The 22116-nt window shown below is 37.3% G+C and carries 25 protein-coding genes; 12 read left to right on the top strand and 13 right to left on the bottom strand.

Annotated elements, in window-relative coordinates; all coding sequences use genetic code 11:
• Window positions 1-12 precede the first annotated feature (12 nt).
• The 4 genes from EGI31_RS07525 to rpsL form a co-directional block, all read right to left on the bottom strand.
• A complete protein-coding gene (locus EGI31_RS07525) occupies window positions 13-1902 on the bottom strand; it encodes a T9SS type A sorting domain-containing protein (protein ID WP_255036588.1) in 1890 nt (629 codons plus the stop codon).
• Between the two features lie 130 nt (window positions 1903-2032).
• Window positions 2033-2530 (bottom strand): hypothetical protein, encoded by a 498-nt coding sequence (locus tag EGI31_RS07530; RefSeq protein WP_255036589.1) that lies wholly within the window; start codon window positions 2528-2530, stop codon window positions 2033-2035.
• Between the two features lie 169 nt (window positions 2531-2699).
• Window positions 2700-3167 carry a 30S ribosomal protein S7 gene (gene rpsG, locus EGI31_RS07535; protein ID WP_255036590.1) on the bottom strand — a complete coding sequence of 156 codons (468 nt, stop codon included), beginning with the start codon at window positions 3165-3167 and terminating at the stop codon, window positions 2700-2702.
• Window positions 3168-3282: 115 nt separating this feature from the next.
• Window positions 3283-3696 (bottom strand): 30S ribosomal protein S12, encoded by a 414-nt coding sequence (gene rpsL, locus EGI31_RS07540; protein ID WP_255036591.1) that lies wholly within the window; start codon window positions 3694-3696, stop codon window positions 3283-3285.
• 222 nt (window positions 3697-3918) lie between these two features.
• Between rpsL and EGI31_RS07545 the strand changes: the two genes are divergently transcribed.
• Both EGI31_RS07545 and EGI31_RS07550 read left to right on the top strand, forming a co-directional pair.
• Complete coding sequence (locus tag EGI31_RS07545; RefSeq protein ID WP_255036593.1) at window positions 3919-4251, top strand: ArsR/SmtB family transcription factor; 333 nt, start codon at window positions 3919-3921, stop codon at window positions 4249-4251.
• 61 nt (window positions 4252-4312) lie between these two features.
• The gene (locus EGI31_RS07550) at window positions 4313-5158 is read left to right on the top strand and encodes an arsenite methyltransferase (protein WP_255036594.1); all 846 of its coding nucleotides are present in this window, start codon (window positions 4313-4315) and stop codon (window positions 5156-5158) included.
• Between the two features lie 195 nt (window positions 5159-5353).
• On the opposite strand, the gene EGI31_RS07555 is transcribed toward EGI31_RS07550, so the two are convergent.
• Window positions 5354-6115: a hypothetical protein gene (locus EGI31_RS07555; protein ID WP_255036595.1), complete on the bottom strand. Its 762-nt coding sequence runs from the start codon at window positions 6113-6115 to the stop codon at window positions 5354-5356.
• 59 nt (window positions 6116-6174) lie between these two features.
• Complete coding sequence (locus EGI31_RS07560) at window positions 6175-7590, bottom strand: tetratricopeptide repeat protein (protein WP_255036596.1); 1416 nt, start codon at window positions 7588-7590, stop codon at window positions 6175-6177.
• Window positions 7591-7694: 104 nt separating this feature from the next.
• Here EGI31_RS07560 and EGI31_RS07565 point away from each other — a divergent pair, with 104 nt between their 5' ends.
• The gene (locus tag EGI31_RS07565) at window positions 7695-7826 is read left to right on the top strand and encodes a hypothetical protein (protein WP_255036597.1); all 132 of its coding nucleotides are present in this window, start codon (window positions 7695-7697) and stop codon (window positions 7824-7826) included.
• Between the two features lie 122 nt (window positions 7827-7948).
• On the opposite strand, the gene EGI31_RS07570 is transcribed toward EGI31_RS07565, so the two are convergent.
• On the bottom strand, window positions 7949-8947 hold the full coding sequence (locus EGI31_RS07570) for an NAD-dependent epimerase/dehydratase family protein (protein WP_255036598.1): 999 nt from the start codon (window positions 8945-8947) through the stop codon (window positions 7949-7951).
• Window positions 8948-9043: 96 nt separating this feature from the next.
• Here EGI31_RS07570 and EGI31_RS07575 point away from each other — a divergent pair, with 96 nt between their 5' ends.
• The 5 genes from EGI31_RS07575 (at window position 9044) to EGI31_RS07595 (ending at window position 14060) form a co-directional block, all read left to right on the top strand.
• Window positions 9044-9544, top strand: coding sequence for a guanyl-specific ribonuclease (locus EGI31_RS07575; RefSeq protein ID WP_255036599.1), 501 nt, complete (start codon window positions 9044-9046; stop codon window positions 9542-9544).
• Complete coding sequence (locus tag EGI31_RS07580; protein WP_255036600.1) at window positions 9541-9954, top strand: barstar family protein; 414 nt, start codon at window positions 9541-9543, stop codon at window positions 9952-9954. The genes EGI31_RS07575 and EGI31_RS07580 overlap by 4 nt, the downstream gene beginning before the upstream one ends.
• Before the next feature lie 44 nt (window positions 9955-9998).
• The gene (locus EGI31_RS07585) at window positions 9999-11048 is read left to right on the top strand and encodes a ferredoxin--NADP reductase (protein ID WP_255036601.1); all 1050 of its coding nucleotides are present in this window, start codon (window positions 9999-10001) and stop codon (window positions 11046-11048) included.
• 51 nt (window positions 11049-11099) lie between these two features.
• Complete coding sequence (locus EGI31_RS07590) at window positions 11100-12626, top strand: arylsulfatase (RefSeq protein ID WP_255036602.1); 1527 nt, start codon at window positions 11100-11102, stop codon at window positions 12624-12626.
• A gap of 333 nt (window positions 12627-12959) precedes the next feature.
• Window positions 12960-14060: a S1 family peptidase gene (locus EGI31_RS07595; RefSeq protein WP_255036603.1), complete on the top strand. Its 1101-nt coding sequence runs from the start codon at window positions 12960-12962 to the stop codon at window positions 14058-14060.
• A 382-nt stretch (window positions 14061-14442) separates the two neighbouring features.
• Here EGI31_RS07595 and EGI31_RS07600 read toward each other — a convergent pair whose 3' ends face one another.
• A complete protein-coding gene (locus EGI31_RS07600; RefSeq protein WP_255036604.1) occupies window positions 14443-15669 on the bottom strand; it encodes a M16 family metallopeptidase in 1227 nt (408 codons plus the stop codon).
• A 60-nt stretch (window positions 15670-15729) separates the two neighbouring features.
• On the opposite strand from EGI31_RS07600, the gene EGI31_RS07605 reads away from it, so the two are divergent.
• Window positions 15730-16566: an N-acetylglucosamine kinase gene (locus tag EGI31_RS07605; protein ID WP_255036605.1), complete on the top strand. Its 837-nt coding sequence runs from the start codon at window positions 15730-15732 to the stop codon at window positions 16564-16566.
• Between the two features lie 433 nt (window positions 16567-16999).
• Here EGI31_RS07605 and EGI31_RS07610 read toward each other — a convergent pair whose 3' ends face one another.
• Window positions 17000-17686: a sulfite oxidase-like oxidoreductase gene (locus EGI31_RS07610; protein WP_374760677.1), complete on the bottom strand. Its 687-nt coding sequence runs from the start codon at window positions 17684-17686 to the stop codon at window positions 17000-17002.
• Between the two features lie 157 nt (window positions 17687-17843).
• On the opposite strand from EGI31_RS07610, the gene EGI31_RS07615 reads away from it, so the two are divergent.
• The 3 genes from EGI31_RS07615 to EGI31_RS07625 all read left to right on the top strand — a co-directional run bounded on the left by EGI31_RS07615 (window position 17844) and on the right by EGI31_RS07625 (window position 19391).
• Entirely contained in the window at window positions 17844-18227 is a 384-nt protein-coding gene (locus EGI31_RS07615) for a DUF983 domain-containing protein (RefSeq protein ID WP_255036606.1), read from the top strand.
• 8 nt (window positions 18228-18235) lie between these two features.
• Window positions 18236-18538, top strand: coding sequence for a thioredoxin (trxA, locus tag EGI31_RS07620; protein ID WP_255036607.1), 303 nt, complete (start codon window positions 18236-18238; stop codon window positions 18536-18538).
• 451 nt (window positions 18539-18989) lie between these two features.
• Window positions 18990-19391, top strand: coding sequence for a Dabb family protein (locus EGI31_RS07625; protein WP_255036608.1), 402 nt, complete (start codon window positions 18990-18992; stop codon window positions 19389-19391).
• An 83-nt stretch (window positions 19392-19474) separates the two neighbouring features.
• On the opposite strand, the gene EGI31_RS07630 is transcribed toward EGI31_RS07625, so the two are convergent.
• The 4 genes from EGI31_RS07630 to EGI31_RS07645 form a co-directional block, all read right to left on the bottom strand.
• Complete coding sequence (locus tag EGI31_RS07630; RefSeq protein ID WP_255036609.1) at window positions 19475-19753, bottom strand: hypothetical protein; 279 nt, start codon at window positions 19751-19753, stop codon at window positions 19475-19477.
• A 255-nt stretch (window positions 19754-20008) separates the two neighbouring features.
• Window positions 20009-20602: a hypothetical protein gene (locus EGI31_RS07635; RefSeq protein ID WP_255036610.1), complete on the bottom strand. Its 594-nt coding sequence runs from the start codon at window positions 20600-20602 to the stop codon at window positions 20009-20011.
• 186 nt (window positions 20603-20788) lie between these two features.
• Window positions 20789-21742 (bottom strand): DDE-type integrase/transposase/recombinase, encoded by a 954-nt coding sequence (locus EGI31_RS07640; RefSeq protein WP_255036611.1) that lies wholly within the window; start codon window positions 21740-21742, stop codon window positions 20789-20791.
• A gap of 2 nt (window positions 21743-21744) precedes the next feature.
• Window positions 21745-22053: a helix-turn-helix domain-containing protein gene (locus EGI31_RS07645; protein ID WP_255035463.1), complete on the bottom strand. Its 309-nt coding sequence runs from the start codon at window positions 22051-22053 to the stop codon at window positions 21745-21747.
• Between the last annotated feature and the right edge of the window lie 63 nt (window positions 22054-22116).

Here is a 22116-nt window from a genome sequence, read left to right on the forward strand (position 1 = left end):
ACCCTAAAAGACTTAGTTAACAATTATTTTCTTGGTCTGCTTGGCTATCTGATTGGCAACAACCACTTGGTAAACACCCATGGTTAAATCACCTTTCAATATCATTTTGTAGGACGAATCGCCTGTTTTCTCAAGCTCAAAAGCCACTCCAACGCCTTTGGCATCTATTAATTGAATAGTGGGATTATCTAAAAAAGTTTCAATCAAAATATACTCGGTAGCTGGATTGGGATAAATCTTGAATTTGTCGATAGGATCATTTGTTGTTGACAACGGGCTATAATTAAAACTTACCGTTGGCCCGATGTATGACTTATTTCCCACGTCGGTATAACGCAATCTGTAATAATTTTGTCCAAACACTGGGTTTCTGTCAATAAACCTATAAGATACTATCCCAGTGGAAGTACCAACAGCAAACTGTTCATCCTTTTGAAAAAAATCTTTGTTATTATCACTTTTTTCAACAAATATAGACTTCGAATCTTGCTCAAAAGTAGTCGTCCAGGCCAATTCTATATCCTGATTATTATTCAAAAATGCTTGAAACCTTCCAAAAATTATAGGAGGAGGAAGGCTAAGATTTAAGGCCCAAAAATCACTTTGACCCCGATTGAGCGTAGCGTCGCCATCAGCCGAACGACTGCTGGATGCAAGAAATAGCCCTTTTTTAGAAGTATAAATGACTTGTCGTGCTAAGTCTATGTCTGCCCCACCAAAAAGTTTATGATAAACAGGAGCAAATGTTCCTTCATTAAGTGCCATCAGCCATACATCCGTAATTGGACCTTTGGGTTTTACCAAACCTATGGTCGATTGGCTTGTCCCTGCTGCGTAAAGAAGACCATCGCCTCCTCTAACTACACTATAAAAACCATCGTTATCTTTGCCACCAAAGTGGTATTTGTTCACTAAAAGACCATTTTTATCTAAGTTGAGAATAATACCGTCTTTTTCACCGAGCGAATTCCCAATCTGCCCGTTAGACGAACTCGATTCCCCAACTATATAAAAGCCTGTTTTTGAAATATTCTCTAAAGCCGAAAAAGCCACGTCGTAGCTATTTCCACCGAAACCTTTTTCCCAAACTTGTCGACCAGCACCGTCAATTTTTATAACCAAAAAATCAAGAAAACCTTGTCCAGCACCTGAAATGTCCCTTTCAAGCGAAAGTGTACCTCCTACCATCAAGTAACCACCGTCAGAAGTCGGAATAATATCGTTCATGTAATCTTCCAACCCCCCGCCGAATGTTTTCTCCCAAAGGGTATCTCCGAAAGTCGATAATTTAGCTACATAAAAATCATATCCTGAAAAAGGATTTACACCTATCAGCCTAGTGGCACCAATAATGAACTGACCATCAGCCAAAAGTCTTATGGTAGGTTTACTAAAACTATTTACCTGCTGATAAGTAACTCCAGAACTGCCATTTCCACCTGCAAAAAGTCGCCTCGAAACCAAATCGCCATTCTCTTTAAGTCTTATAAGCAGTAAACCTCCGTTAACTCCGTTGAAGTTGGCGTCACCGTCGGTAGACTGCGTGGTACCTAAAATCATGTATTCGTTATTGGAAGTTTTAACAATTGAAGTAGCTACGTCATCCTTAGAACCACCGAAGGTTTTAGACCAAACCAATGCTCCAGAAACCGATACTTTAGCTATCCAGAAATCGTTTCCGCCTGTACCATCAAACCCACGGGAATCTTTGACATCGAAGCTATTTTTAGAGTTAGTAGAACCAACCATTATAAAACCACCATCAGAAGTTTCAGCTCCGCCGTAAACTACCTCGTTTCGTTCGCCGCCGTGTGTTTTTTGCCAATTTATGACAAACTCTTGGGCGAAAAGAGATATATTCGTTAATACGAAAACTGTAAATATGGATAAAGACTTTAGCATCAATATGAGTTGTTGTTATCCGTAGAGAATCCGAAAAACCTTCATTTTTGTTTCCTACGAACTTAAAACCGCTCAAATTTCGTGCCTACTAGATATTTTTCAAGACAAAAAACGCTATCCAAACCACCTCTTAGCTAATATGAACAGTTTCCCCAATGGATTCCTCAAAAAAATGATGCAATTGAAAAGTTTGTTCCACTCCCATTTTCTGACCAGTTTGTGCTATAAAATATAGAATAACCAAACCACCCAGCAAAAACGGCAAAAACCAAAGTATCTGACTTTCAATATGTAGCGAGTATTTTACTAAGCCAATAATTGTTGTAAAAAACAAAGCCAAGCCCAAAATTGCATACCCAAATAAAAACACCGCCCAAACCGTGGGGTGCGGCCCATACATACCTCGGAGTATGGTTCCATCATCTGTCTCTTCAAATGAAACATTGAGCTGTGGTGACCAAAAATGTTGATGTTCGGGTAATATCCTAAAAAGTCCGTGGGTGAGAAACACTTTGCCATCTATATGGTCGTTCTGCGTCTCTAATCTTTTATTGATTTTTTCTACTAATTCCTTTGGCTTTTGGGGGTATTCTGTCCTGAACCTAGGCCTTACTCTGAAACTGGTCATATCTGGGTTATTTTAGGTTGAATGATAAAACTAAAAAATAACCAAATCAATATTTATGACTTTGGACAGAAAATGGAATTTCTGTGTAGATTTCTAAATTACCTAACCATTACGCACAAAAAAACCTCTCGAAAAATCGAGAGGTCTCTTTTTGGTTTGAATCAGAAGATTACAATCTGAAGTGCGAGAATGCTTTGTTCGCATCCGCCATTCTGTGTGTATCATCTTTCTTTTTCACAGATGCACCTTCACCTTTCGAAGCAGCGATAATCTCGCCAGCCAAACGCTCAGTGATGGTTTTCTCACCACGCTTACGAGCGTAGTTGATCATCCATTTCATACCTAATGACTGTTTACGATCGGCTCTTACTTCAGTAGGAACTTGGAAAGTAGCACCACCAACTCTACGGCTTTTAACCTCTACAGCTGGCATAACGTTGTTCAATGCTTTTTTCCAGATTTCTAATCCGTTTTCGCTCGTACGTTTCTCAACAATCTCTAATGCACCATAAAAAATACCGTAAGCCAGTGATTTTTTACCGTCGTACATCATGTTGTTTACAAACTTTGTTACTGTTACATCTCTGAACTTTGGATCAGGTAACACGTAACGCTTTTTTGGTTTTGCTTTTCTCATTTCTTAAATTTTTAAGAAGGTTTCGTTTAATGATTTAAACTAATTCACATTCGGTAATACCAAACATTACTTCCCCTATATGTGCTCTCAGTGAGAGACTATAAAGATTTTCTTGTTATTTTTTCTTACCTTTTGTTGGTGCCGCCGCTACCTGACCTGGCTTAGGACGTTTAGCACCATACTTAGAGCGACTCTGCTTACGGTTGTTTACACCGGCTGTATCCAATGCCCCACGAACGATGTGATAACGTACACCTGGTAAGTCTTTCACACGACCACCTCTAATCAATACGATAGAGTGCTCTTGCAAATTGTGACCTTCACCTGGAATGTAGGCGTTCACCTCTTTCTGGTTCGTTAAACGTACACGAGCTACTTTACGAAGAGCCGAGTTTGGCTTCTTTGGTGTAGTAGTATAAACTCTTGTGCACACCCCACGACGCTGAGGGCAAGAATCCAATGCCGGAGATTTCGACTTGTACATTAATGTCTCTCTTCCTTTTCTTACTAACTGCTGTATAGTAGGCATTGTAAACTGTTAAAAATTAATTAATTAAATACTATCTCCCCAAAATTGGGACTGCAAAGGTAAGATTATTTTTCTGGAAATAAAATTTTGTACAAGAAATTATACCGAAAGACCCTATATTTTATCAAAAACCAAGTTCCCGAAGGCTTTTCAAAAAAAATATCCGAAATAGTTTGAAAAATATAAATAATCATCGTAATATTGCGATAAGAAAATAAAAATATGGGATTAACTAAGTCAGAAGAGTTTACAGTTAAAGACAATAAGCTTGCAAAATATGCAAAAGCATTGTCGCACCCGGCACGAATAGCTATACTTAGAATATTGATAAAGAGGCAGTCTTGTATTTGTGGCGATATTGTGGAAGAACTTCCATTGTCACAAAGTACAGTCTCACAGCACCTCAAAGAACTGAAAGATGCTGGCCTCATAAAAGGCGAAATTGAAGGAGCGAAGGTGTGTTATTGTATAGATGAAACCGAGCTAAATCAAGCCAAAAGCTATATTGATGAGCTTTTTAGTAGTTATTTTTTAAGCAAAACGAGTTGTTGTTAATATTTTTTTGCGAAAATTCATCGCATTATTACGATTATAAAAATTTAAACGAATACAAAAAATGCAAACAGAAGAACAATTAAAAGAGATTGTAAAGCAAAAATATAGTGAAATAGCTTTGCAAGACAAAGAAACCAATATGTCGTCGTGCTGTGGGTCAAGCGGCTGCTCTACAGAGGTTTACAATATTATGAGCGACGATTATACACAGCTAGAAGGTTACAACCCTGATGCCGACCTTGGTTTGGGATGTGGACTTCCAACCCAATTTGCCAAAATAAAGAAAGGCGACGTGGTGATAGACTTGGGTAGCGGAGCAGGAAATGATTGTTTCATAGCCAGAGCAGAAACGGGAGAATCAGGCAAAGTAATAGGCATAGATTTCACACCTGCCATGATAGACAAAGCGAGAGTAAATGCTGAAATAAGAGGTTTTCATAATGTGGAGTTTAGACAAGGAGATATTGAAAAAATGCCAGTTACAGCCAATATTGCCGATGTTATTGTCAGCAATTGCGTGCTGAATTTGATACCGAATAAAAAGGCGGTCTTGAAAGACATCATGAGAGTGCTAAAACCAGGCGGTCACTTTAGTATTTCTGATGTGGTTTTGGTGGGTAATTTACCAGAAAACTTACAAAATGCAGTTGAAATGTACGCTGGATGCGTATCTGGGGCGATTCAAAAAGACGAATATTTTGGAATGATAAAAGAAACAGGATTTGCGAATATCACCCTACAAAAAGAAAAAGCCATAATTATACCAGACGATATCCTTAGCCAATATCTTGATGCTCAACAATTAGAAGATTTCAAAAACTCTAAAATGGGTATTTTCAGTGTAACCGTTTATGCCGAAAAACCAGCAGAAAAGGCAGCATGCTGTGGTCCGGATTGTTGTAGTTGAAATTCCTGTTTGTTTATGGCACACGGATTTCACGGATTGATACACGGATTTTAATGGATTCTATTACTTAAAAAGAGCGATTTGAAAGTCAAATCGCTCTTTTAATATCTGTACCGTTCAGGGCTTTTGGCATGTGGGGAAATAGAATTCCTTCTGCTCAACCCTAGTACAAATGTCTATTAAAGTTCCAAATTTTCAATCAATTCCGACAGTCCCGCTTGACCCAATAACATATTGGTGGCTGTATTTTTTCGTATCCACCGAAATAGTTTTAAGTTTTGGATTGTTGTTGTCACCGTAAAAATATGTAAGTGTAATTATCCCTTTACTAAATGATATTTTTTCAAAATTGTATTCTGGAGTTACTGTTGTAAAATGCGACTTATCAATTGTGATTTTCATTTGTTTGTTTAAGTCTATAAAATCTACAATTATTGAGTCATCTGTAGTTGAAAAATACAATAAAAAATCATAGAAAACATTATTTTCATGGTCATAAATTAGTTCACCAAGAACTCTATTTAGTTCACCTGTCGTCTTGTCTATGAGGACAAAGTTACATGGACCATTAGCTGGACAACCGCTTCTGAAAAGCAAATATTTATTATACTCCTTAATAAATTTATATCCAATTCGCCATTGTATACCATAGAATTCATCAAAATTATCTTTTTCTACATAAATTATTCTTTTAAGACCCTTCAAATTCTCTAATGTTAACCAAATTGAATCACAGTTGAATTGATAATATAATTTACTCTCATTTCTCAAAAATGTTGTATCGCAGTTTGTTGTATTTTCGGTTTTTAAACTATCAGTTTCACATCCACAATTTGTTTTGAATTGGTTTTCTTCTTGTGTAATTGTCGTAGTTGAATTGCCGCTTGATTTGTCATGTTGCCTACATGAAAAAATCAATCCTGCTATTAAAAAGATGATATGTTTATTTTTTTTCATTGCATTGCTTTTTCAATTCTAAATATAGCAATCAATAATAAATTACCACTTTAAAACCCTTACTTCCTAAACTGATCAATAATCCTTTGCAAAGCTTTCAATGTATCTAAGTTACTGAAGAAATCGTACAATTGAACGTGTTTGTCGTAATCTAAGACTAAGGCTTCTTGCAGATATTTGTAGGCTTCGTTGAAACTGCTACTGTAGAGCAGATAAGTACATGCTCGGTAGTACAAATCGGCGTCATCGGGTATTTCTTCAATGCCGTCGTAGACAATTTCGAAGGCACGGTGATAGTTTTCTTGCTCAAAATACAAAAGCGACCAATTGAGCCAAATATCGGCGTTGATGGGGTCCAAATCAGCGGCTTTATCATAAGCTTCTTCTGAAGATATTACATTGCCCAGTTTAGACTCATTATCAGCCAATAACAACCAAAAATCGCTATTTATATCGTTGAGTTTGATAGCTTTTTTTACAAAATGTATCGACTCTAAATATTTCTCTTGCTCATAAAGAACGGAGGCCATACCAAACCATGCATCGTCCCAGAACTCGTCCATATCTGCAGCCTTCTTGTAATTTTTGTAGGCCTCGGCGTATTCCTCGAGTTTTTCGTGCGAAGCAGCAAGGTGCGTCAAAACTTCGGCAGAATGTTCCTCGAATCTCAAGGTATTGATAAATGACTCTTTGGCATCAGCAAAACTCTCCAAATTCATCTGGCTCAAGCCGAGGTTATACCAACCTGAGGCAAAATCACCTTCAATGGCCACGGCATATTCAAAGGCATCTTTGGCTTTTTCATAAAGATTAAGCTGGTTGTAGCATTGACCCAAAGCAAACCACGCCAGTTGGTTATACGGGTCTTCGTCTATGAGTTGATTGAAATAATCAATTCCACCGAGAAGGTTCGACTGTACATCAAAACAGTAAACTAACTCATTATAAACCAGTTCGTTCTTAGATTTACAGGCAATTGCATTACTAAACGAATCAATAGCTTCGGGAATTTGACCTAAGCTCACCAAGGCCATACCCATTTGAAAATACACATTTTCTTTTTCCTCAGCGAGTGGCAAAATTTGTCGGAACAAATCTAGAGCTTCGGCATTGTCGCCCGAACACATCAAGATAACTCCTCTGAAATACTCAATTTCGGTATCGGATGGATGAAAAATACTAGCACTGTCCAACAATTCGGTGGCCTCTTCCAACTCAAACTTGTTGATCAATATCTGTGTCTTGTTGAGAATCAAATCCAACGAATGCGGATAATGCTTCAGACCATGATTACAGGCCTTCATGGCAAAGTCAAATTTACCTTTGACCATGTAATATTCTGAAAGCGATTCAAAAATTTCCTCGCTAAAATAAGGGGTTTCTTTTCTCAGAAGAATGGACTCAAACCTCTTGGCTGCATCGGCTATGGTAGCCTCATTAAACTCATCAAAGTGATCACTGTAGTCTTGATTCATGCAGTAATAAGGTTTATAAGATTCATTTGTGTTTTAAAGATACAAAACGGTTTAGAAATTCCAAATTTAAAACCTCGTCAAATCAGATTTACAATTCTTAAAATATGAAAATCTCTAAATTCTTTCGTCGCCCTTCCGGCGGGGAGTTACTTTTTGCGAGTCGTCGCACCGTTCAAAAAAAAGTAACCAAAAAAACTTTCACAAAAATAAGTCCTCTTGAAAAATTTGATTTTTAACTTTCCAAACCCATGTGAACTTGAACTAAATCAAATTTTACAAACGGCCATTTTTGTGATTTAAAGGAACCAATTGTATTAATTCACTAAATTGCCTTGTAAATTAAGATAAATGAATTCCCTCACAATTTTGAAACAAGATTGGTACAAACTCTTTCTAGCGTTTTATCTAGAGAATTAAATGTCAAACCCGTGGCTTTTATTAGCTTCGTGCTGTCGTATGAAACGTGCAAGCGTGATGTTTTGGCTGTTTCTTTGGTAATCAAAGGTGCCTTGCCAGTAAGCCAAGATTTCACTGCCTCAAACCTCCAGATATAGTCCATCATCCACGGCTTCACCTCAAAACTCGGGCTTTTCTTTCCAAAATTATGAGCGATTTTTTCAAAAAACTCTTTGTAGCTTATCAAACCAGCAGAAACACAAAAACGTTCGTTTTCTATTTCAGAGAGTAGTAAAGTCTTGATGGTGGTTGATAAATCTAGTACGTCGACATAATTTATAAAACCTTGTGTATAAAATGGTTTTTCATCAAAAACGTATTTAAAAAGCTGAGTGCTGCTTTTTGTCCAATCGCTTTCTCCCAAAATAATGGAAGGGTTAACGATAACCGTGGAAAGCCCTTCAGCCTGAGCACGCCAAACTTCGCATTCGGCCATGTACTTAGTAATGGCGTAGTGGGAATTGGTATCCGAACTCTCCCATTTTTGGTTTTCATTGATATGTACCTCCTCACCCTCATGAAATAAACTTTGTGCAGGACGACCCAAAGCCGCAACGGAACTTACGAAACAAAGCTTTCTGACTTTGGCGGCCAAACAGGCGTTGGCTACGTTCGCAGTACCCTCAATATTTACTTTGTACATATTGTCACGCTCTTTGGGCGAAAAAGAAACCATAGCCGCGGCATGTATCACATAATCAACCCCTTGCAAGGCATTTTCCAAAGACAAAACATCCAAAATATCTCCTTCCACAATCTCGATTTTATCCGAAATAGACTTCACAAATGCGTGAGAAGCGGGGTTTCTAACTAAAGCTTTTACGGTAAATTCGGGCGACAAAAACAATTTTGCCACTGCTGAACCCACCAATCCGGTCACTCCGGTAATCAATACGACCATTTCTGAGCTTTTTTTACAAAAGTACTTCAAATTGTTATCCTTTTTAACGATAAATACTTTTTAGAGCCATATTTTTGCACAAAAAGAAAATTCTGAATGAATAAACTCATTGTAGCCATATTATTGTTCTTAGGTGGCCTGGGCACGGGGTATTTTTGGGGCAAAAACTCGCAAGAACGAAACTTAGCGAAAACTGAAACCACTGAGAATATTTATATAGACAAAGCTGAGAGCGACCGTAACGAAGATTTTTTGGAAAGTAAGGAAAGTGTCAACACCAAAACAGAAGAAAGTACGACCGAGGAATATTCAGATATAAACAAAGGCGAAGTTCCTGCCAAAGTCTTGAAAGTGCTCAAGTATATTGAAGAAAACGGGGAAGCTCCCGAAGGTTATGTAGGTGGAAGGAAATTTAAGAATCTGGAACAGCTTTTGCCAAAAATAGACAAGAATAACAAAAGAATTAATTACCGAGAATGGGATGTAAACCCTAAAATAGAAGGGAAAAATAGAGGAAAAGAGCGACTTGTAACTGGTGATGATGAAAGTGCCTATTTCACGAATGACCATTACCAATCTTTCAAAAAAATAAAATGAAAAACCTAGATATCATAGATAAAGACCAGATTCCGGTTGAGTTTGCCATCATAGAAATAGATGCCAACGAAATAACTACTCTTCGAGAATTTTACGAAGTATTGGCAAAAGCCATGCACTTTCCAGATTATTTCGGCTTTAATCTCGACTCTTTGGATGAGCTGCTGAATGACCTCAGTTGGATTGAAGACGAAAAGCTAGCCGTTTACTTCAACAACTCGGATAAATTCCTTGAAAAAGAAAGAAACGAAACAAAAATATTGACTCTTTTAGATTTATTGGATGCCACCTGCGAAGATTGGAAATGGCACGAAATGGATGAAGAAGACGAAGACTTTACCCAAAAGGAACTGTTTTTTGGTTTTGATAAAAGCCAGAGAATGGAAGAGCTATTGAACAAACTTCAGTAAAACGAAGTTAATAAACCAAATTATTTTTCAAAAAATACCATCGAATGAAAACCTACTTTTTACAAGTAAAAGAAGTAATCCAAGAAACAGCAGACACTATTACTATTTCTTTTTGGCATCCCATAAGTGAACAAATAAAATACAAAGCAGGTCAATTTATAACTATAGCTGTACCTACTCAAGACGGCAAAAAAGTTAAACGTAGCTACTCTATGTCAAGCTCACCAGCGGCAGACACAGCAGTGGCAGTGACTGTCAAAAGAGTACCAAACGGCATTGTTTCGAACTACTTGAATGACAATGTACGCACAGGAGATTTCTTGGAAGTGATAGAACCGATGGGTAATTTTTTCTTTGAGGCCGACGAAAACTCGCAAGGAAACATATTTCTCTTTGGTGCAGGAAGCGGCATAACACCATTGATTTCGATAGCCAAAACTGCACTGAAAGCCGAAGCAAATACCAAGGTGAAACTGCTTTACGGCAATAGAACTGAGGAGAGTATTATTTTCAAAAAAGAGTTAGAAATACTTGAAAATCAATACAAAGGCCGCTTCTCTGTACAACATATCCTCAGTCAACCTCAAGGAATTTGGGTAGGTGAAAGGGGTAGAATAAACCAAGCCAATGCCACGCTTTGGTTAAAAGACGCTTGTGCAGACTTCAAGAAGGACCATTTTTATATGTGCGGGCCAGAAGAAATGATGGACGGCATAAAGAAAATATTTGAACTTTACGACGTTCCGAAAGATCAGGTGCATTTTGAGCGTTTCAACGCTCCTATGCAAGAAGAAGACACCGTAAATATTGATGAAATAAAGAAACAAACCGTTAAGGTAATTTACGACGGAGACACCCATGAGTTTGTAGTAGAACCGCACCAGACCATTCTCGAAGCCGCTCTTGAGCAAGACATAGATCTTCCGTATTCATGTCAGGCAGGTATGTGTACAGCTTGTCTCGGAAAATGCACAGATGGCAAAGTAAAAATGGACGAAGAAGAAGGCCTTACTGAGAAAGAAATAGCTCAGGGTTATATTCTTACCTGCGTGTCGCACCCGATGAGTGAAGGCGTGGTGGTGGAGATAGATTAAACTTTCATTTCCGGAAAATTCTTCTAATTTTGGGTGATCAACCATCCAAATATGAGAATTTTAGCCGTTGTAATTTTGTCATTTTGCTTATTTTCTTTTTGTCAAAAGGAAAATCAAAGACCCAACATTATTTATATATTGGCCGATGACCTAGGGTATGGAGAATTGGGTATTTATGGACAAAAAATCATAGAAACTCCCAATATCGATGCTCTGGCTAAGGATGGCATGAAGTTTACCCAACATTATGCGGGTGCCCCCGTTTGTGCCCCATCTAGGTGTGTATTGTTGACTGGCAAACATTTAGGGCACGCCAACATCAGAGGAAACGATGAGTGGAATGAGCGTGGAGATGTGTGGTCGCTGAAAGCGATGGACGAAAATCCGAGCTTAGAGGGACAAAGACCTATGCCCGACAGCATCATCACCGTGGCAGAAATCCTTAAAAATGCAGGTTACAAAACGTCACTTTTTGGCAAATGGGGACTCGGTGCTCCATTTAGTGAAAGTACGCCCAACAAACAAGGCTTCGATTATTTCTTTGGATACAATTGTCAACGCCAAGCCCACACCCTCTTCCCTACTCACCTATGGCGAAATGAGGAGAAATACCCTCTGAAAAACAAATTCTTAGACCTACACCAAAGTTTAGACAAGTCGCTTGATCCTAATGATCCCAAAAGTTATGCCTCTTTTGAGCTGACTGATTATGCCCCAGAAGTTATGCACAGAGAAGCCATCAGATACCTTGAAAAACAGCAAAAAGATGAGCCATTCTTCATGTTTTATGCTTCACCACTACCCCATGTTCCACTGCAAGCTCCTGCAAAATGGGTGAAATATTATCAACAAAAAATTGGTCCAGAAGAACCTTACACAGGTGGGAAAAGCAATATTTACTACCCTAATCGTACACCGAAGGCCACTTATGCGGCCATGATATCGTACCTAGACGAACAAGTGGGAGACATTGTAAAAACCCTAAAACAAAAAGGCCAATACGAAAATACACTCATCATTTTTACCAGCGACAACGGACCTTCCTATGCTGGGGGAGCCAAGCCTGAGTTCTTTAATTCAGCTGGGCCGTTTCAAGAACAACATGGCAGAGGAAAAGGATTTGTTTATGAAGGTGGTATAAGAGTGCCCATGATAGCAACTTGGCCAAAAACTATCAAAAAAGGATTTGAAAGTAACCATATCAGTTCGTTTTATGACTTTATGAGCACTATTGGTGATTTACTACAAATAAAAACACCAGAAAACGATGGAATCAGTTACCTCCCAACTTTAACTCAGAAAAAGCAAAAAAAGCACGATTACCTCTACTGGGAATTTCCAGAAACTGGCGGACAGCAAGCCATAAGAATGGGTAAATGGAAAGCAATAAGAACAGAGCTGCATAAAGGCATTGTGAAAACTCAACTTTATGACCTATCAAAAGACATTAGAGAAGAGCATGATATCTCCGCTTCTTTTCCCGAAATTGTAAAAACGGCCGAGATTACCTTCAAAGAAAATCACGTTCAGGCTGCAAATAAACGGTTTAGGATTAGGAGTTTGGGGGATGAGATGTAAATTTAAAGTCTCATTTTCTATCTCAATCGAATCACCGGGTCATTTTATTCGTTTAATTTTAAGGAGTTTTAACCAACCATTGCTCCTAAAAAATTACAAGTTATCTTAATATTGAAAACCGATAAAACTAAACTCATAAGAGAATGAATTGTCCTGCCTTAAAGAAGCGAGATGGCTTTTACTGTTTGAAGTACCTGAATGAAAAACTTGATGTACAAAAAGATGAAAATCACATACCCCAATATATTTTTCATGATGAAATAAACGGAGAATGCACTTTACCGATACCAAAAAAAGTTAGAATAAAATTATAATTGAAATTTCTCAAAAATAATGATTTCACAAAAAATAAAAATATCATTTCAAACCCTTTTATTGTCCGTCCTTCTTTACTCTTGTAGTATTGAAAACATCGACCCCACTGATCCAGAAACCGACAATAGCAGCAACCCAGCCAACCCTAGTCAAAGTACTGGTACCGGAGTTTATGCCCCAACAGCCCTGGGAAAAGTCAGCAGTTCACCCCAGACTTTTGGTATCAGAAACGACAAAAAATTAAGCGACTACGAGGTCATTGCGAGCAATGCAGCTCCTTATAATACCGACGAATTTCCAGACTTCAGGTCGGTGGTTGCTATCCATGTAGCTGACGGCGACAACGTGGGCATTGGATCAGGAGTGCTCATTAGTTCGCAGTGGATTCTTACGGCTGCACATAATTTTATTTTGCCCGAAGAAACCAAAAATCTGCCCAGACTATCGGATGTTTCTATTCTCGTCGGAAATGATCCAAATAGACCATCAAAAACCTTAAAAGTATCACAAATCATTGTGCATCCGCATTGGACAAGCTCCGATGGCGGCTTTGAAAAGGGAACAGATTTGGCATTGGTAAAACTAGCCACGCCTATAACTGATGTTACTCCAGCAGTGGTCAATTTCGACCTAAACGGCGAAAAAGACAAAGCCTACACATGGTCGTGCGGTTTTGGAGACTATTCGCAGCAGGCTGGTCAAAACCGTGACGATTATTCTAAAAAACATGCCATGGTAAACGTCTTGGACAGAATTGTCAATGGTCTCACAACTAGCATAGCCGGAACAACCTACAACGGAGGTTTGTTGGCCTTCGATTTTGATGCCCCTGATGGCAAATTCAATACTTTGGGAGATAACATCGCCAACGAACAAGAGAGAGTATTGGGTACAGGAAACAGTGCTGCAGAGGCATTGGAAATGGAGGGTGGAACCGTACAAGGTGACAGCGGTGGCCCTATTTTTATGAAAATAAACGGAGTTTGGAAAGTTTGCGGACTACTTCACGGTGGTGTAGATGACGTAAGAGCAGGTCACAAAGATAGCTCTTATGGAGATATAAGTATCTATTGTAGAACGGCCTCAGCTGCCAATTGGATACAATCCATGACAAAGTAGTACATGCCTAACCATACCAGGAAAGTATAATGTAACGTCGAAAAGGCTCCGACACTGTCGGAGTTTTTTTGAAAAATTTCCGGAAAATTTTGTGACTTATTGCTCGTTTACTGTCTAAACTACAAATCGAGAGAATCTATGAAAACCTTTTTGTTCGCTTTCTTAATTTTGTTAGCCTTTCCAATAGCCAGCTATTCCCATCAACCTTTAAAAAAAGGATTAAAAACCAAAAAGTTTGTAAAAATCAACCGGACCGAAACTGAGTTTGGTACTTTTAAATTTGTCAGTCCAGTTCTTGCGAAGAAAAACCTCTACATAGGATAAAAATCTAAAGAACCCAAAAGTAAAAACCACGAAGGCGGCCATTTTTGGTCGTCTTTTTTTATTTAAATATCAACTTCGAAAGCTGCTTTTCGTCAAACATTTCATTGGCCAGATCCAACAAAACAGGATTGGTTATTTTGTCAATATCATCAAAAATCTTCGTAATAGGCTCTACTTTATCTAAGTCAAGCAAACTCTTGGCCATCATCAACATATAGCCTTGCTTACTTTCTTCAGACATAGCCAATTGACCTTTGAGCTGTTCTTTCAGCGTTTTTAACTGTATCTGTCCCAAGGATTTATTCTTGAGATTAAATAATTCTTTGTCTATCAGTTTCAACGATTTGTTCAAATTCTGAGGGTCAGTTCCAAAGAAAATCGCAAACATTCCCGTGTCATAATACGAAGTATATCCTGCCTCTATCTGATACACCAAACCATGTTTTTCTCTTAAACTCAGATTAAATCTGCTATTCATTCCTGGTCCACCAAGCAAATTCACCAACGCAAAAAACGGCAATCTACTCGGGTGATTGAGTTCAAAAGAAGGCCTTCCTATAGCCACATGAGCCTGATTGTTGTTCTTTTCGATCACTTCGTCTTTTGCAAAATATTCGGTCGGCGAAGTCCTCACTCTAGTGGTTCTTTTGACTGGTATTTCGCTCAAAAACTTCTCTGCCACTTTTACCACCTTCTTAAAATCAAGATTTCCGACTACCGATACAATGATTTTTTCGGTATCTAGATTTTCGTCAATAAAGGTTTGAAAATCTTCCCTTGAAAAACCCTTCACACTCTCTGTGGTACCCAATATATTCACGCCCAACTGATGATTGGGAAACACCACCGCATCAAACTCGTCTTGAATGGCATCTTCTGGAGAATCCAAATACATGGCCATTTCTTCCAAAATCACCCCTCTTTCTACCTCCAATTGCTTTTCAGGAAAAACACTATTGAATGTAATATCCGTCAAAAGGTCTATTGCCTTTTCAAAATGATGATCCAAAATAGAAGCGTAAAAACAGATTTTTTCCTTCGTAGTGTAGGCATTCAACTCCCCTCCTACTGCCTCCAAGCTATTGATTATATGGTAAGCTTTACGTTTTTTTGTACCTTTGAAGGCCATGTGTTCCCAAAAGTGTGCAAGGCCGGCTTGGTGAGGTTTTTCGTCACGACTACCAATGTCTAGCATTATTCCGCAGTGGACAATTTTTGTATTTGAAACCTGCTTATGGGCAATTCGAATGCCATTTGGCAAAGTATACAATTGATATTCAGACATTATTCGTATTCGATTTCACTAAAATAACCACAAAGATACAAAGAAAAACACTAGAAACAGATGATATTAATAGCAGAAAGCGGTTCTACAAAAACAGACTGGAGACTACTAAACTCCTCCCAACATAGTTTCGAAACCATCGGACTAAACCCCTATTTTGTAAGTTCTGAACAGATATTTCAAGAACTTCAACCTCATTTTGCCCAACTGCAAGACATAAAAATTGACGAAATTCATTTCTATGGCACCGGCATAACCGATGATTCAAAATCTGCCATTGTTAAAGAGGGCATTCTTCAAGCACTGGGCTACAATACCGACATTCTTACGTATTCCGACGTAATAGCAGCCGCACATGCACTTTTTGGAGATACAAGCGGCCTTGCGTGTATTTTAGGAACAGGCTCTAACTCCTGCCATTGGAATGGCCAGAAAATAGCCTTCCAAATCCCTCCCCTAGGCTTTTGGTTGGGTGACGAAGGCTCTGGTGGAAATCTTGGCAAACTTCTGATTTTGGATTATTTACACAAAGAAATGCCAGAAAACATACGTTCAACATTTGAGGAAAAATACGGAATTATTGAGCGTACTGAAGTCTTAAACAAAGCCTACAAAGAAGATAAACCAAACAAGTATTTTGCGAGCTATTCCTACTTTTTGTATGAAAACGACCACGAGCCTTACTGTCAAGCCTTAATCGCCAGTTCATTTGAGGCGTTTTTGAAAAAATACTTGCTCAAATATCCCAACCTTACCGAAATGCCACTCGGTTTCGTCGGTTCGGTTGCTTTTTATTATTCAGGAATTCTCGAGAAAGTATGCTCCGAGCATGGACTTAAAATCTCCAAAATCATTGAAAAACCTATAGATGAATTGGTGAAATTCCATGGTCATTAATTTAAAACAGAACTCGGGTTAATTTTTAAACACATAGAAGGATAGAAAGCATAGGATTTTAACCGCAAAAGCGGGAAAACGCAAGGAAAATAAGCAAAGTGAAAAACTCTGTGAAACCATTAATTTTTTAACACATAGAAGGATAGATCACATGAATTTAAACTCAAAGACGCAAGAGAATGAGCAAAGCGAAAAACTCCGTGAAACTCAAATAGCAAAGTGAGTAAAAGAAAATACCGTGTTACTTTGTGCTATTTATAAACACATAGAAGGATAGAAGGCATAGTTTTAAACCGCAAAGGCGGGAAGACGCAAGGAGCATAAGCAAAGTGAAAAACTCAGTGAAACTCCAAAACGCAACGTGAGTCAAAAAAACACAGTGAAACTCAGTGTTAAAAAAAGCGATTATTACTTAAGTAATACCCAAATTCTCTCAAGAATACCGATCATTCCTCCAAGGATAAGCCGTATTAGAGTAACCTCTCTCCTCCCAGAAACCTTTTTGATTTTTCTCCAGAAACTCAATTCTTTTTATCCATTTAGAGCCTTTCCAAGCGTAAAGCTGTGGGGTAATCATACGCACCGGTCCGCCATGTTCTTTGGCAAGTGGCTCTCCATAAACCGTATGCACGAGCAATACGTCAGACTTCAAGGCCTCTTCAATAGACAAATTGGTAGTGTAAGTATCATATCCATAACACATTACATGCGTAGCAGTTGATTTTGGCATCACAAGTGCCGCCAAATCCAGCAGACTTACTCCCCGCCAAGGCATATCAAGCTTTGACCAAGTGGTTACGCAATGAAAATCACTTACGTCATCTGTTTGAGGCGTAGCCATAAAATCATCCCAAGTCAAGGTTACGGGATTCTCCACAGCACCGTCAATCTTTAGTCGCCAATTTTTTAGCTCTACTGTAGGGTGATAGCCCAAATCCAAAACTGGCCATTTCTCCGTCAAAGTTTGCCCTACGGGTGTTTGCGGCATTCCGTGGCGATTTATCGGCCCTTTGCCCATTGGTTTATCGTCAGAAATAGATGGAGAAAGTTTGATCTTCTCCTCAAACCTGGCCTTCAATTTCATTCTGGCCTCTATGATTCTTTCTAATTTGTCTTGCATGTCCAAGTGTTTGTATAAATATACTACCAAACGCAACACCAAAAAGTTTTAATTGAAATGAATTTTTTAATATGAATATATGTTCATATATTAATTAGAGAATTCTACCGTATTCTGAAAGGAAATAGGTAATTTTGTTCAAATTTAAGATAGACAAATGGGTAAAATAGGTTCGGCGGTAAAAATGAAATGTCCAAGGTGCGGCGAAGGTGAATTATACGACCGTAGCAATTTATTTTCACTGAAAGGCATTTTCAGCATGAAAACCAACTGTACCAATTGCGGTCTAAAGTATGAGAAAGAGGTGGGCTTCTTTTATGGTGCCATGTACATTTCTTACATTCTCAATATCGCCCTTTTCGTAACCGCCACCGTTGGATATTACATGTTTTTCGAGGATAAATACGACTGGCGATATTACATTTTGGTTTATCTCTTGATCACATTTACACTTGTTAGGTGGATTTACCGCATGTCGCGTTCAATATGGTTGATGATTATGGTCAGCTATGATCCAGAGAAAAGAGATATAATTAAATAAATATAAATATGACTGGAAGTTTTGATGAATTGATAAAATCAGAAAAACCTGTGTTGATAGATTTTTCTGCTGAATGGTGTGGCCCATGTAAAGCCTTAGCTCCAATTCTAAAGCAGTTAGCTGGCGAAATGGGAGATAAAATTAGAATCATAAAGATAGACATCGATAAAAACCCCGCTTTGCAAAGAAAATACAACATTTCGGGAGTACCGACAATGATGGTTTTTAAAGATGGGCAACAAAAATGGCGTCAGTCGGGGGTGCTACAACTTTCTCAACTGAAACAAGTTATGAATGGTTTTTTGAACTAAGAAGCATCAACCTCTTAAAAAAGCAGGTGGCAACATCTGCTTTTTTTTGTGCCAAAGTTTCAAAAACCAAAATTTAGTCCCTGATTAACAATATTTTGCATATTTTTTTTCAAAATTATATTTGGAAAATATAAACCTCAAAATTCAAACTTAAAAATCCCAAAAAATGACTTTTTCTAGCCATAATTCTAAAAACTTAAACCTTCATTTTCTAAAAAAAGCATTTTTTAGAATTTTCCCATCAGAATTCAACCCTTGCTACTAAAAAATAGAAAAAATCAAGGTAAATATCGAGCAAAAAATATTTCGACCAAAAGCCATAAAACAAAATTATATTCTGTGCAAATACCAGTACTCTTATAATCGTTATTTTTTGTATAAAAATAATGCAACATTTTGGTAAAATATTTGTTATCTTTGTATCGTTAACAAAATAAAATTCGGAACAGAGATGAACAAGAGATTAATAAAGTATTTGGTACCAGCCGCATTTTTCGGTACATTCTTGGGTACAATGTTTATATGGAGTGTAGCATTTGGACCAGCTAAAGTTCAAAAGCAAATGGTGATTTGTTACAAATTCAACGAAAACACACCTAAAGAACAAGTAGACAAACACATCGGTGATTTCTTAGATTTGAAAAAAACAACCAAAGAAATCGTAGATTACACTGCGGGTTACACAGTAGCCAATGGCGACCAAAAGCCAGACTTCGACGTGATGCACTATCTGACCTTCAAAACTGAAGAAGATATTGCTAAATTTATCAGAAGCGAAGCTTACGAGAAATTCGTAGGAAATCACAAAAGCAACTGGAAAACAGAGTTTGTGCTAAACGCTGACATCAAATAATAGGGATTTTTTTTAGGGGTACAATACAACGAAAAAGCAGAGAAGTGTCTCTGCTTTTTTTTGTGTTTTATTTATCAAAACTATCACCTTCGGTTTCTGCCCCCTCGACTGTAGTTGTCGTAGCGAGAACCACGTCTGTCCGAGTGAGAATAATTGTGGTTGCGGTTATAGCTTCGGTTTCTGTTGTGGTGGTAATTGTACTTATAACTGTAGTGCGGTCGGCGATAGCTGTAACTATAACCATAATAAGGCCTTGGCGGAACGTAGCCATAGCGATAATAATGCCCACCACCATAAAAACAACCCGATAAGCTCACCGAAAGAATCAAAACCAACAAAGCTCCTGCAAGTATTCGTTTCATTTTGTCTAAAAGTTTAAGTTTCAGAATAGATGTAAGAGCTAACGAGTACGTTGCACATATTTCTACTCAAATCGTGGTGTTAACATTTTGTTAGGAAAATGGTATAAAATGTAATTAAAAACTGAATAGAAACAGTATGCCTGTATTTACTAGAATCAGAAGTACTACCATGGCCTAATTTAGGTTTGGTAAAAGAATTCCATTTCTTCGACTGATTTGGTTAAAATTGGATATATTTATAACATAATATCAAACTTACATTCCCTTCATTAGTTTTCGGTTATTAATAACTGTAAGGTATTCCTTGAGTTCTTGCTTTGAAATATATTCTTGAGATTTTAACCAATTCAGTCTTTGAATTAAAATATCTGGTGGTTCGAATTCGTCCAATTCTAAAAATATATCCCTGTAATATTTCATTCTTTCATCCTTGAGTTTAGCAATAAAGACATCAACTTCTTTTTTATTCTTCGAAAAATACCAAAATGTGATATCGAAATTTCCCCTAATCGTTTTTGTTTTTTCAAATTTAAAAATTTTGTATCCCCAAAAAAAGGCAATTGAAAAGAATAGTATTAGAATTGGTTTTAAAAAGAAAGCGTCTTTCAAAGGAAAGTTGTATGAATATATTATGATTGCCAAAAAGATGTTTAATAATACAGAAATATAAAAACCAACTAGAATGATGGAAGGTGTATGTTTTATTACTATTTCGTCAAAACCAATATCATCGAATGATATTTTCTCTTCATTAAAAGATTCATTGGTATTAATTTCAACCTTTAAGCCATCTGATAAAATGTCAAAATTTCTTTTTTCTGACCAATTCTTTTGCTTCAATTGTTTCATGTTTGTATTTAAAAACTCACCTAGAACTACAATTATATTTACGGTGCATATTCTAACAAATGTAATAAAAAAAGGCAGTTTTGGAAATCTGGAAACAATTCAAATGGGATTTTAACAGATAAGTTTTTCTAGACAAAAGCAAACTAAATAAAAATGAATTCGAAAGGGTGGGTTATCCAGTAAATATTAGGACACTTTTTTATAATTGACTAAGTTTGATTTCCCCCCTCTAGCAGACTTCATAAACGGGGTTGATTTTAAGTCAACTCCTTTTTGAAGTAAATATTCATAAGGACTGATAAAACCAATACCTCCATGAATTCTTTCAAAGTTATAGAATTCTCTGAATTCGTCTATTGTTCTTTTTGCTATTTTTATATTTTCAAACTCAAACCTCTGACAGACAGTTCTTTCCATAATTGAATGATAAGATTCAATATGAGCATTTTGTTGCGGTGTACCTGGTTTTGTAAATTCCTGTGTAATGCCATTGTTTTTTAGAAAATCTTGCACCACACTTGCTATAAATTGACTACCGTTATCGTTTCTTACTATAAAATTTTTAGGCAATCCAAACTCAGCAATGACCTTTTCAAATAGCTTTATTACATCTTCTTTTTTTATATTGTAAGCCATGTAATGGCCAATATTAAATCTACTGAATATATCTAAGATCGTTAATACTTGCATACTTTTACGTTGGCCACTTACCCAGACATATTTAATGTCAAATTCAAAAAAACTAAACTCTGTCTCCACTTTGGGAATCAAATCTTTTACTCGGTTTCGATTTGATTTTTTACTCGAAATCGGATTGCTTCCTCTAAGTAAATTGTTGATTTTCATTAATTTATAAACATAGTGTTTGCTTATTCTATATTTTTCTTTGTCCACTAAATGACGAAACGTTTTATAAGCTCCATAGTCAACAAAAGGCTTGGCGAACAATAACTTAATACGTCCAACAATTGCTGATTCTGTCACTTCTCTACCTTTAGAATCATATATAGTCGCATAAGGTTTTCTTCCAGCTTTGCCATCTGAGGGTTTATAATAAAATGAACTCTTCGATAATCCACAATGGCTCAAGACGTTTCTAATTGGAAATCCCTGGCTAATAAATTCAATAGCGACTTCCATTTTTAACTCTTTTTCAATTGACTTTTTTTTAAAAGCTCATCTTTTATTCTCAGCTCCAAAGCATTGTCGGCAACTATATTGCGAAGCTCTCGAATCTCACGCTCTAATCGCTTGATTGCTAAATCCTTGTCTGACTTCTTAATTGATTCTAAACCTGACTCTCCTGTCTGATCTAAAATCTTTTCCCAGTTGTAAATAGTTGTAGAGGATACTCCAAATTCAGCAGACGCTGCTCCAATACCTTTTTCTTTGTAAAAGGAAATTATCTGTAATTTCTGTTGCTGACTCCAGCTTTGACGATGCTTACTCATAATGACACAAAATTAAAAGTTAAAACTCTATTTTTGTGTCCTAATATTTATCGGGATGAAATC

This window comes from Lacihabitans soyangensis (assembly GCF_024343775.1).
Lineage (GTDB): Bacteria > Bacteroidota > Bacteroidia > Cytophagales > Spirosomataceae > Leadbetterella > Leadbetterella soyangensis.

Coding starts and splice junctions, on each gene's coding strand:
- EGI31_RS07525 (WP_255036588.1), bottom strand. CDS start 1,902: ATGCTAAAGTCTTTATCCATATTTACAGTTTTCGTATTAACGAATATA.
- EGI31_RS07530 (WP_255036589.1), bottom strand. CDS start 2,530: ATGACCAGTTTCAGAGTAAGGCCTAGGTTCAGGACAGAATACCCCCAA.
- rpsG (WP_255036590.1), bottom strand. CDS start 3,167: ATGAGAAAAGCAAAACCAAAAAAGCGTTACGTGTTACCTGATCCAAAG.
- rpsL (WP_255036591.1), bottom strand. CDS start 3,696: ATGCCTACTATACAGCAGTTAGTAAGAAAAGGAAGAGAGACATTAATG.
- EGI31_RS07545 (WP_255036593.1), top strand. CDS start 3,919: ATGGGATTAACTAAGTCAGAAGAGTTTACAGTTAAAGACAATAAGCTT.
- EGI31_RS07550 (WP_255036594.1), top strand. CDS start 4,313: ATGCAAACAGAAGAACAATTAAAAGAGATTGTAAAGCAAAAATATAGT.
- EGI31_RS07555 (WP_255036595.1), bottom strand. CDS start 6,115: ATGAAAAAAAATAAACATATCATCTTTTTAATAGCAGGATTGATTTTT.
- EGI31_RS07560 (WP_255036596.1), bottom strand. CDS start 7,590: ATGAATCAAGACTACAGTGATCACTTTGATGAGTTTAATGAGGCTACC.
- EGI31_RS07565 (WP_255036597.1), top strand. CDS start 7,695: ATGAAAATCTCTAAATTCTTTCGTCGCCCTTCCGGCGGGGAGTTACTT.
- EGI31_RS07570 (WP_255036598.1), bottom strand. CDS start 8,947: ATGGTCGTATTGATTACCGGAGTGACCGGATTGGTGGGTTCAGCAGTG.
- EGI31_RS07575 (WP_255036599.1), top strand. CDS start 9,044: ATGAATAAACTCATTGTAGCCATATTATTGTTCTTAGGTGGCCTGGGC.
- EGI31_RS07580 (WP_255036600.1), top strand. CDS start 9,541: ATGAAAAACCTAGATATCATAGATAAAGACCAGATTCCGGTTGAGTTT.
- EGI31_RS07585 (WP_255036601.1), top strand. CDS start 9,999: ATGAAAACCTACTTTTTACAAGTAAAAGAAGTAATCCAAGAAACAGCA.
- EGI31_RS07590 (WP_255036602.1), top strand. CDS start 11,100: ATGAGAATTTTAGCCGTTGTAATTTTGTCATTTTGCTTATTTTCTTTT.
- EGI31_RS07595 (WP_255036603.1), top strand. CDS start 12,960: ATGATTTCACAAAAAATAAAAATATCATTTCAAACCCTTTTATTGTCC.
- EGI31_RS07600 (WP_255036604.1), bottom strand. CDS start 15,669: ATGTCTGAATATCAATTGTATACTTTGCCAAATGGCATTCGAATTGCC.
- EGI31_RS07605 (WP_255036605.1), top strand. CDS start 15,730: ATGATATTAATAGCAGAAAGCGGTTCTACAAAAACAGACTGGAGACTA.
- EGI31_RS07610 (WP_374760677.1), bottom strand. CDS start 17,686: ATGCAAGACAAATTAGAAAGAATCATAGAGGCCAGAATGAAATTGAAG.
- EGI31_RS07615 (WP_255036606.1), top strand. CDS start 17,844: ATGGGTAAAATAGGTTCGGCGGTAAAAATGAAATGTCCAAGGTGCGGC.
- trxA (WP_255036607.1), top strand. CDS start 18,236: ATGACTGGAAGTTTTGATGAATTGATAAAATCAGAAAAACCTGTGTTG.
- EGI31_RS07625 (WP_255036608.1), top strand. CDS start 18,990: ATGAACAAGAGATTAATAAAGTATTTGGTACCAGCCGCATTTTTCGGT.
- EGI31_RS07630 (WP_255036609.1), bottom strand. CDS start 19,753: ATGAAACGAATACTTGCAGGAGCTTTGTTGGTTTTGATTCTTTCGGTG.
- EGI31_RS07635 (WP_255036610.1), bottom strand. CDS start 20,602: ATGAAACAATTGAAGCAAAAGAATTGGTCAGAAAAAAGAAATTTTGAC.
- EGI31_RS07640 (WP_255036611.1), bottom strand. CDS start 21,742: ATGGAAGTCGCTATTGAATTTATTAGCCAGGGATTTCCAATTAGAAAC.
- EGI31_RS07645 (WP_255035463.1), bottom strand. CDS start 22,053: ATGAGTAAGCATCGTCAAAGCTGGAGTCAGCAACAGAAATTACAGATA.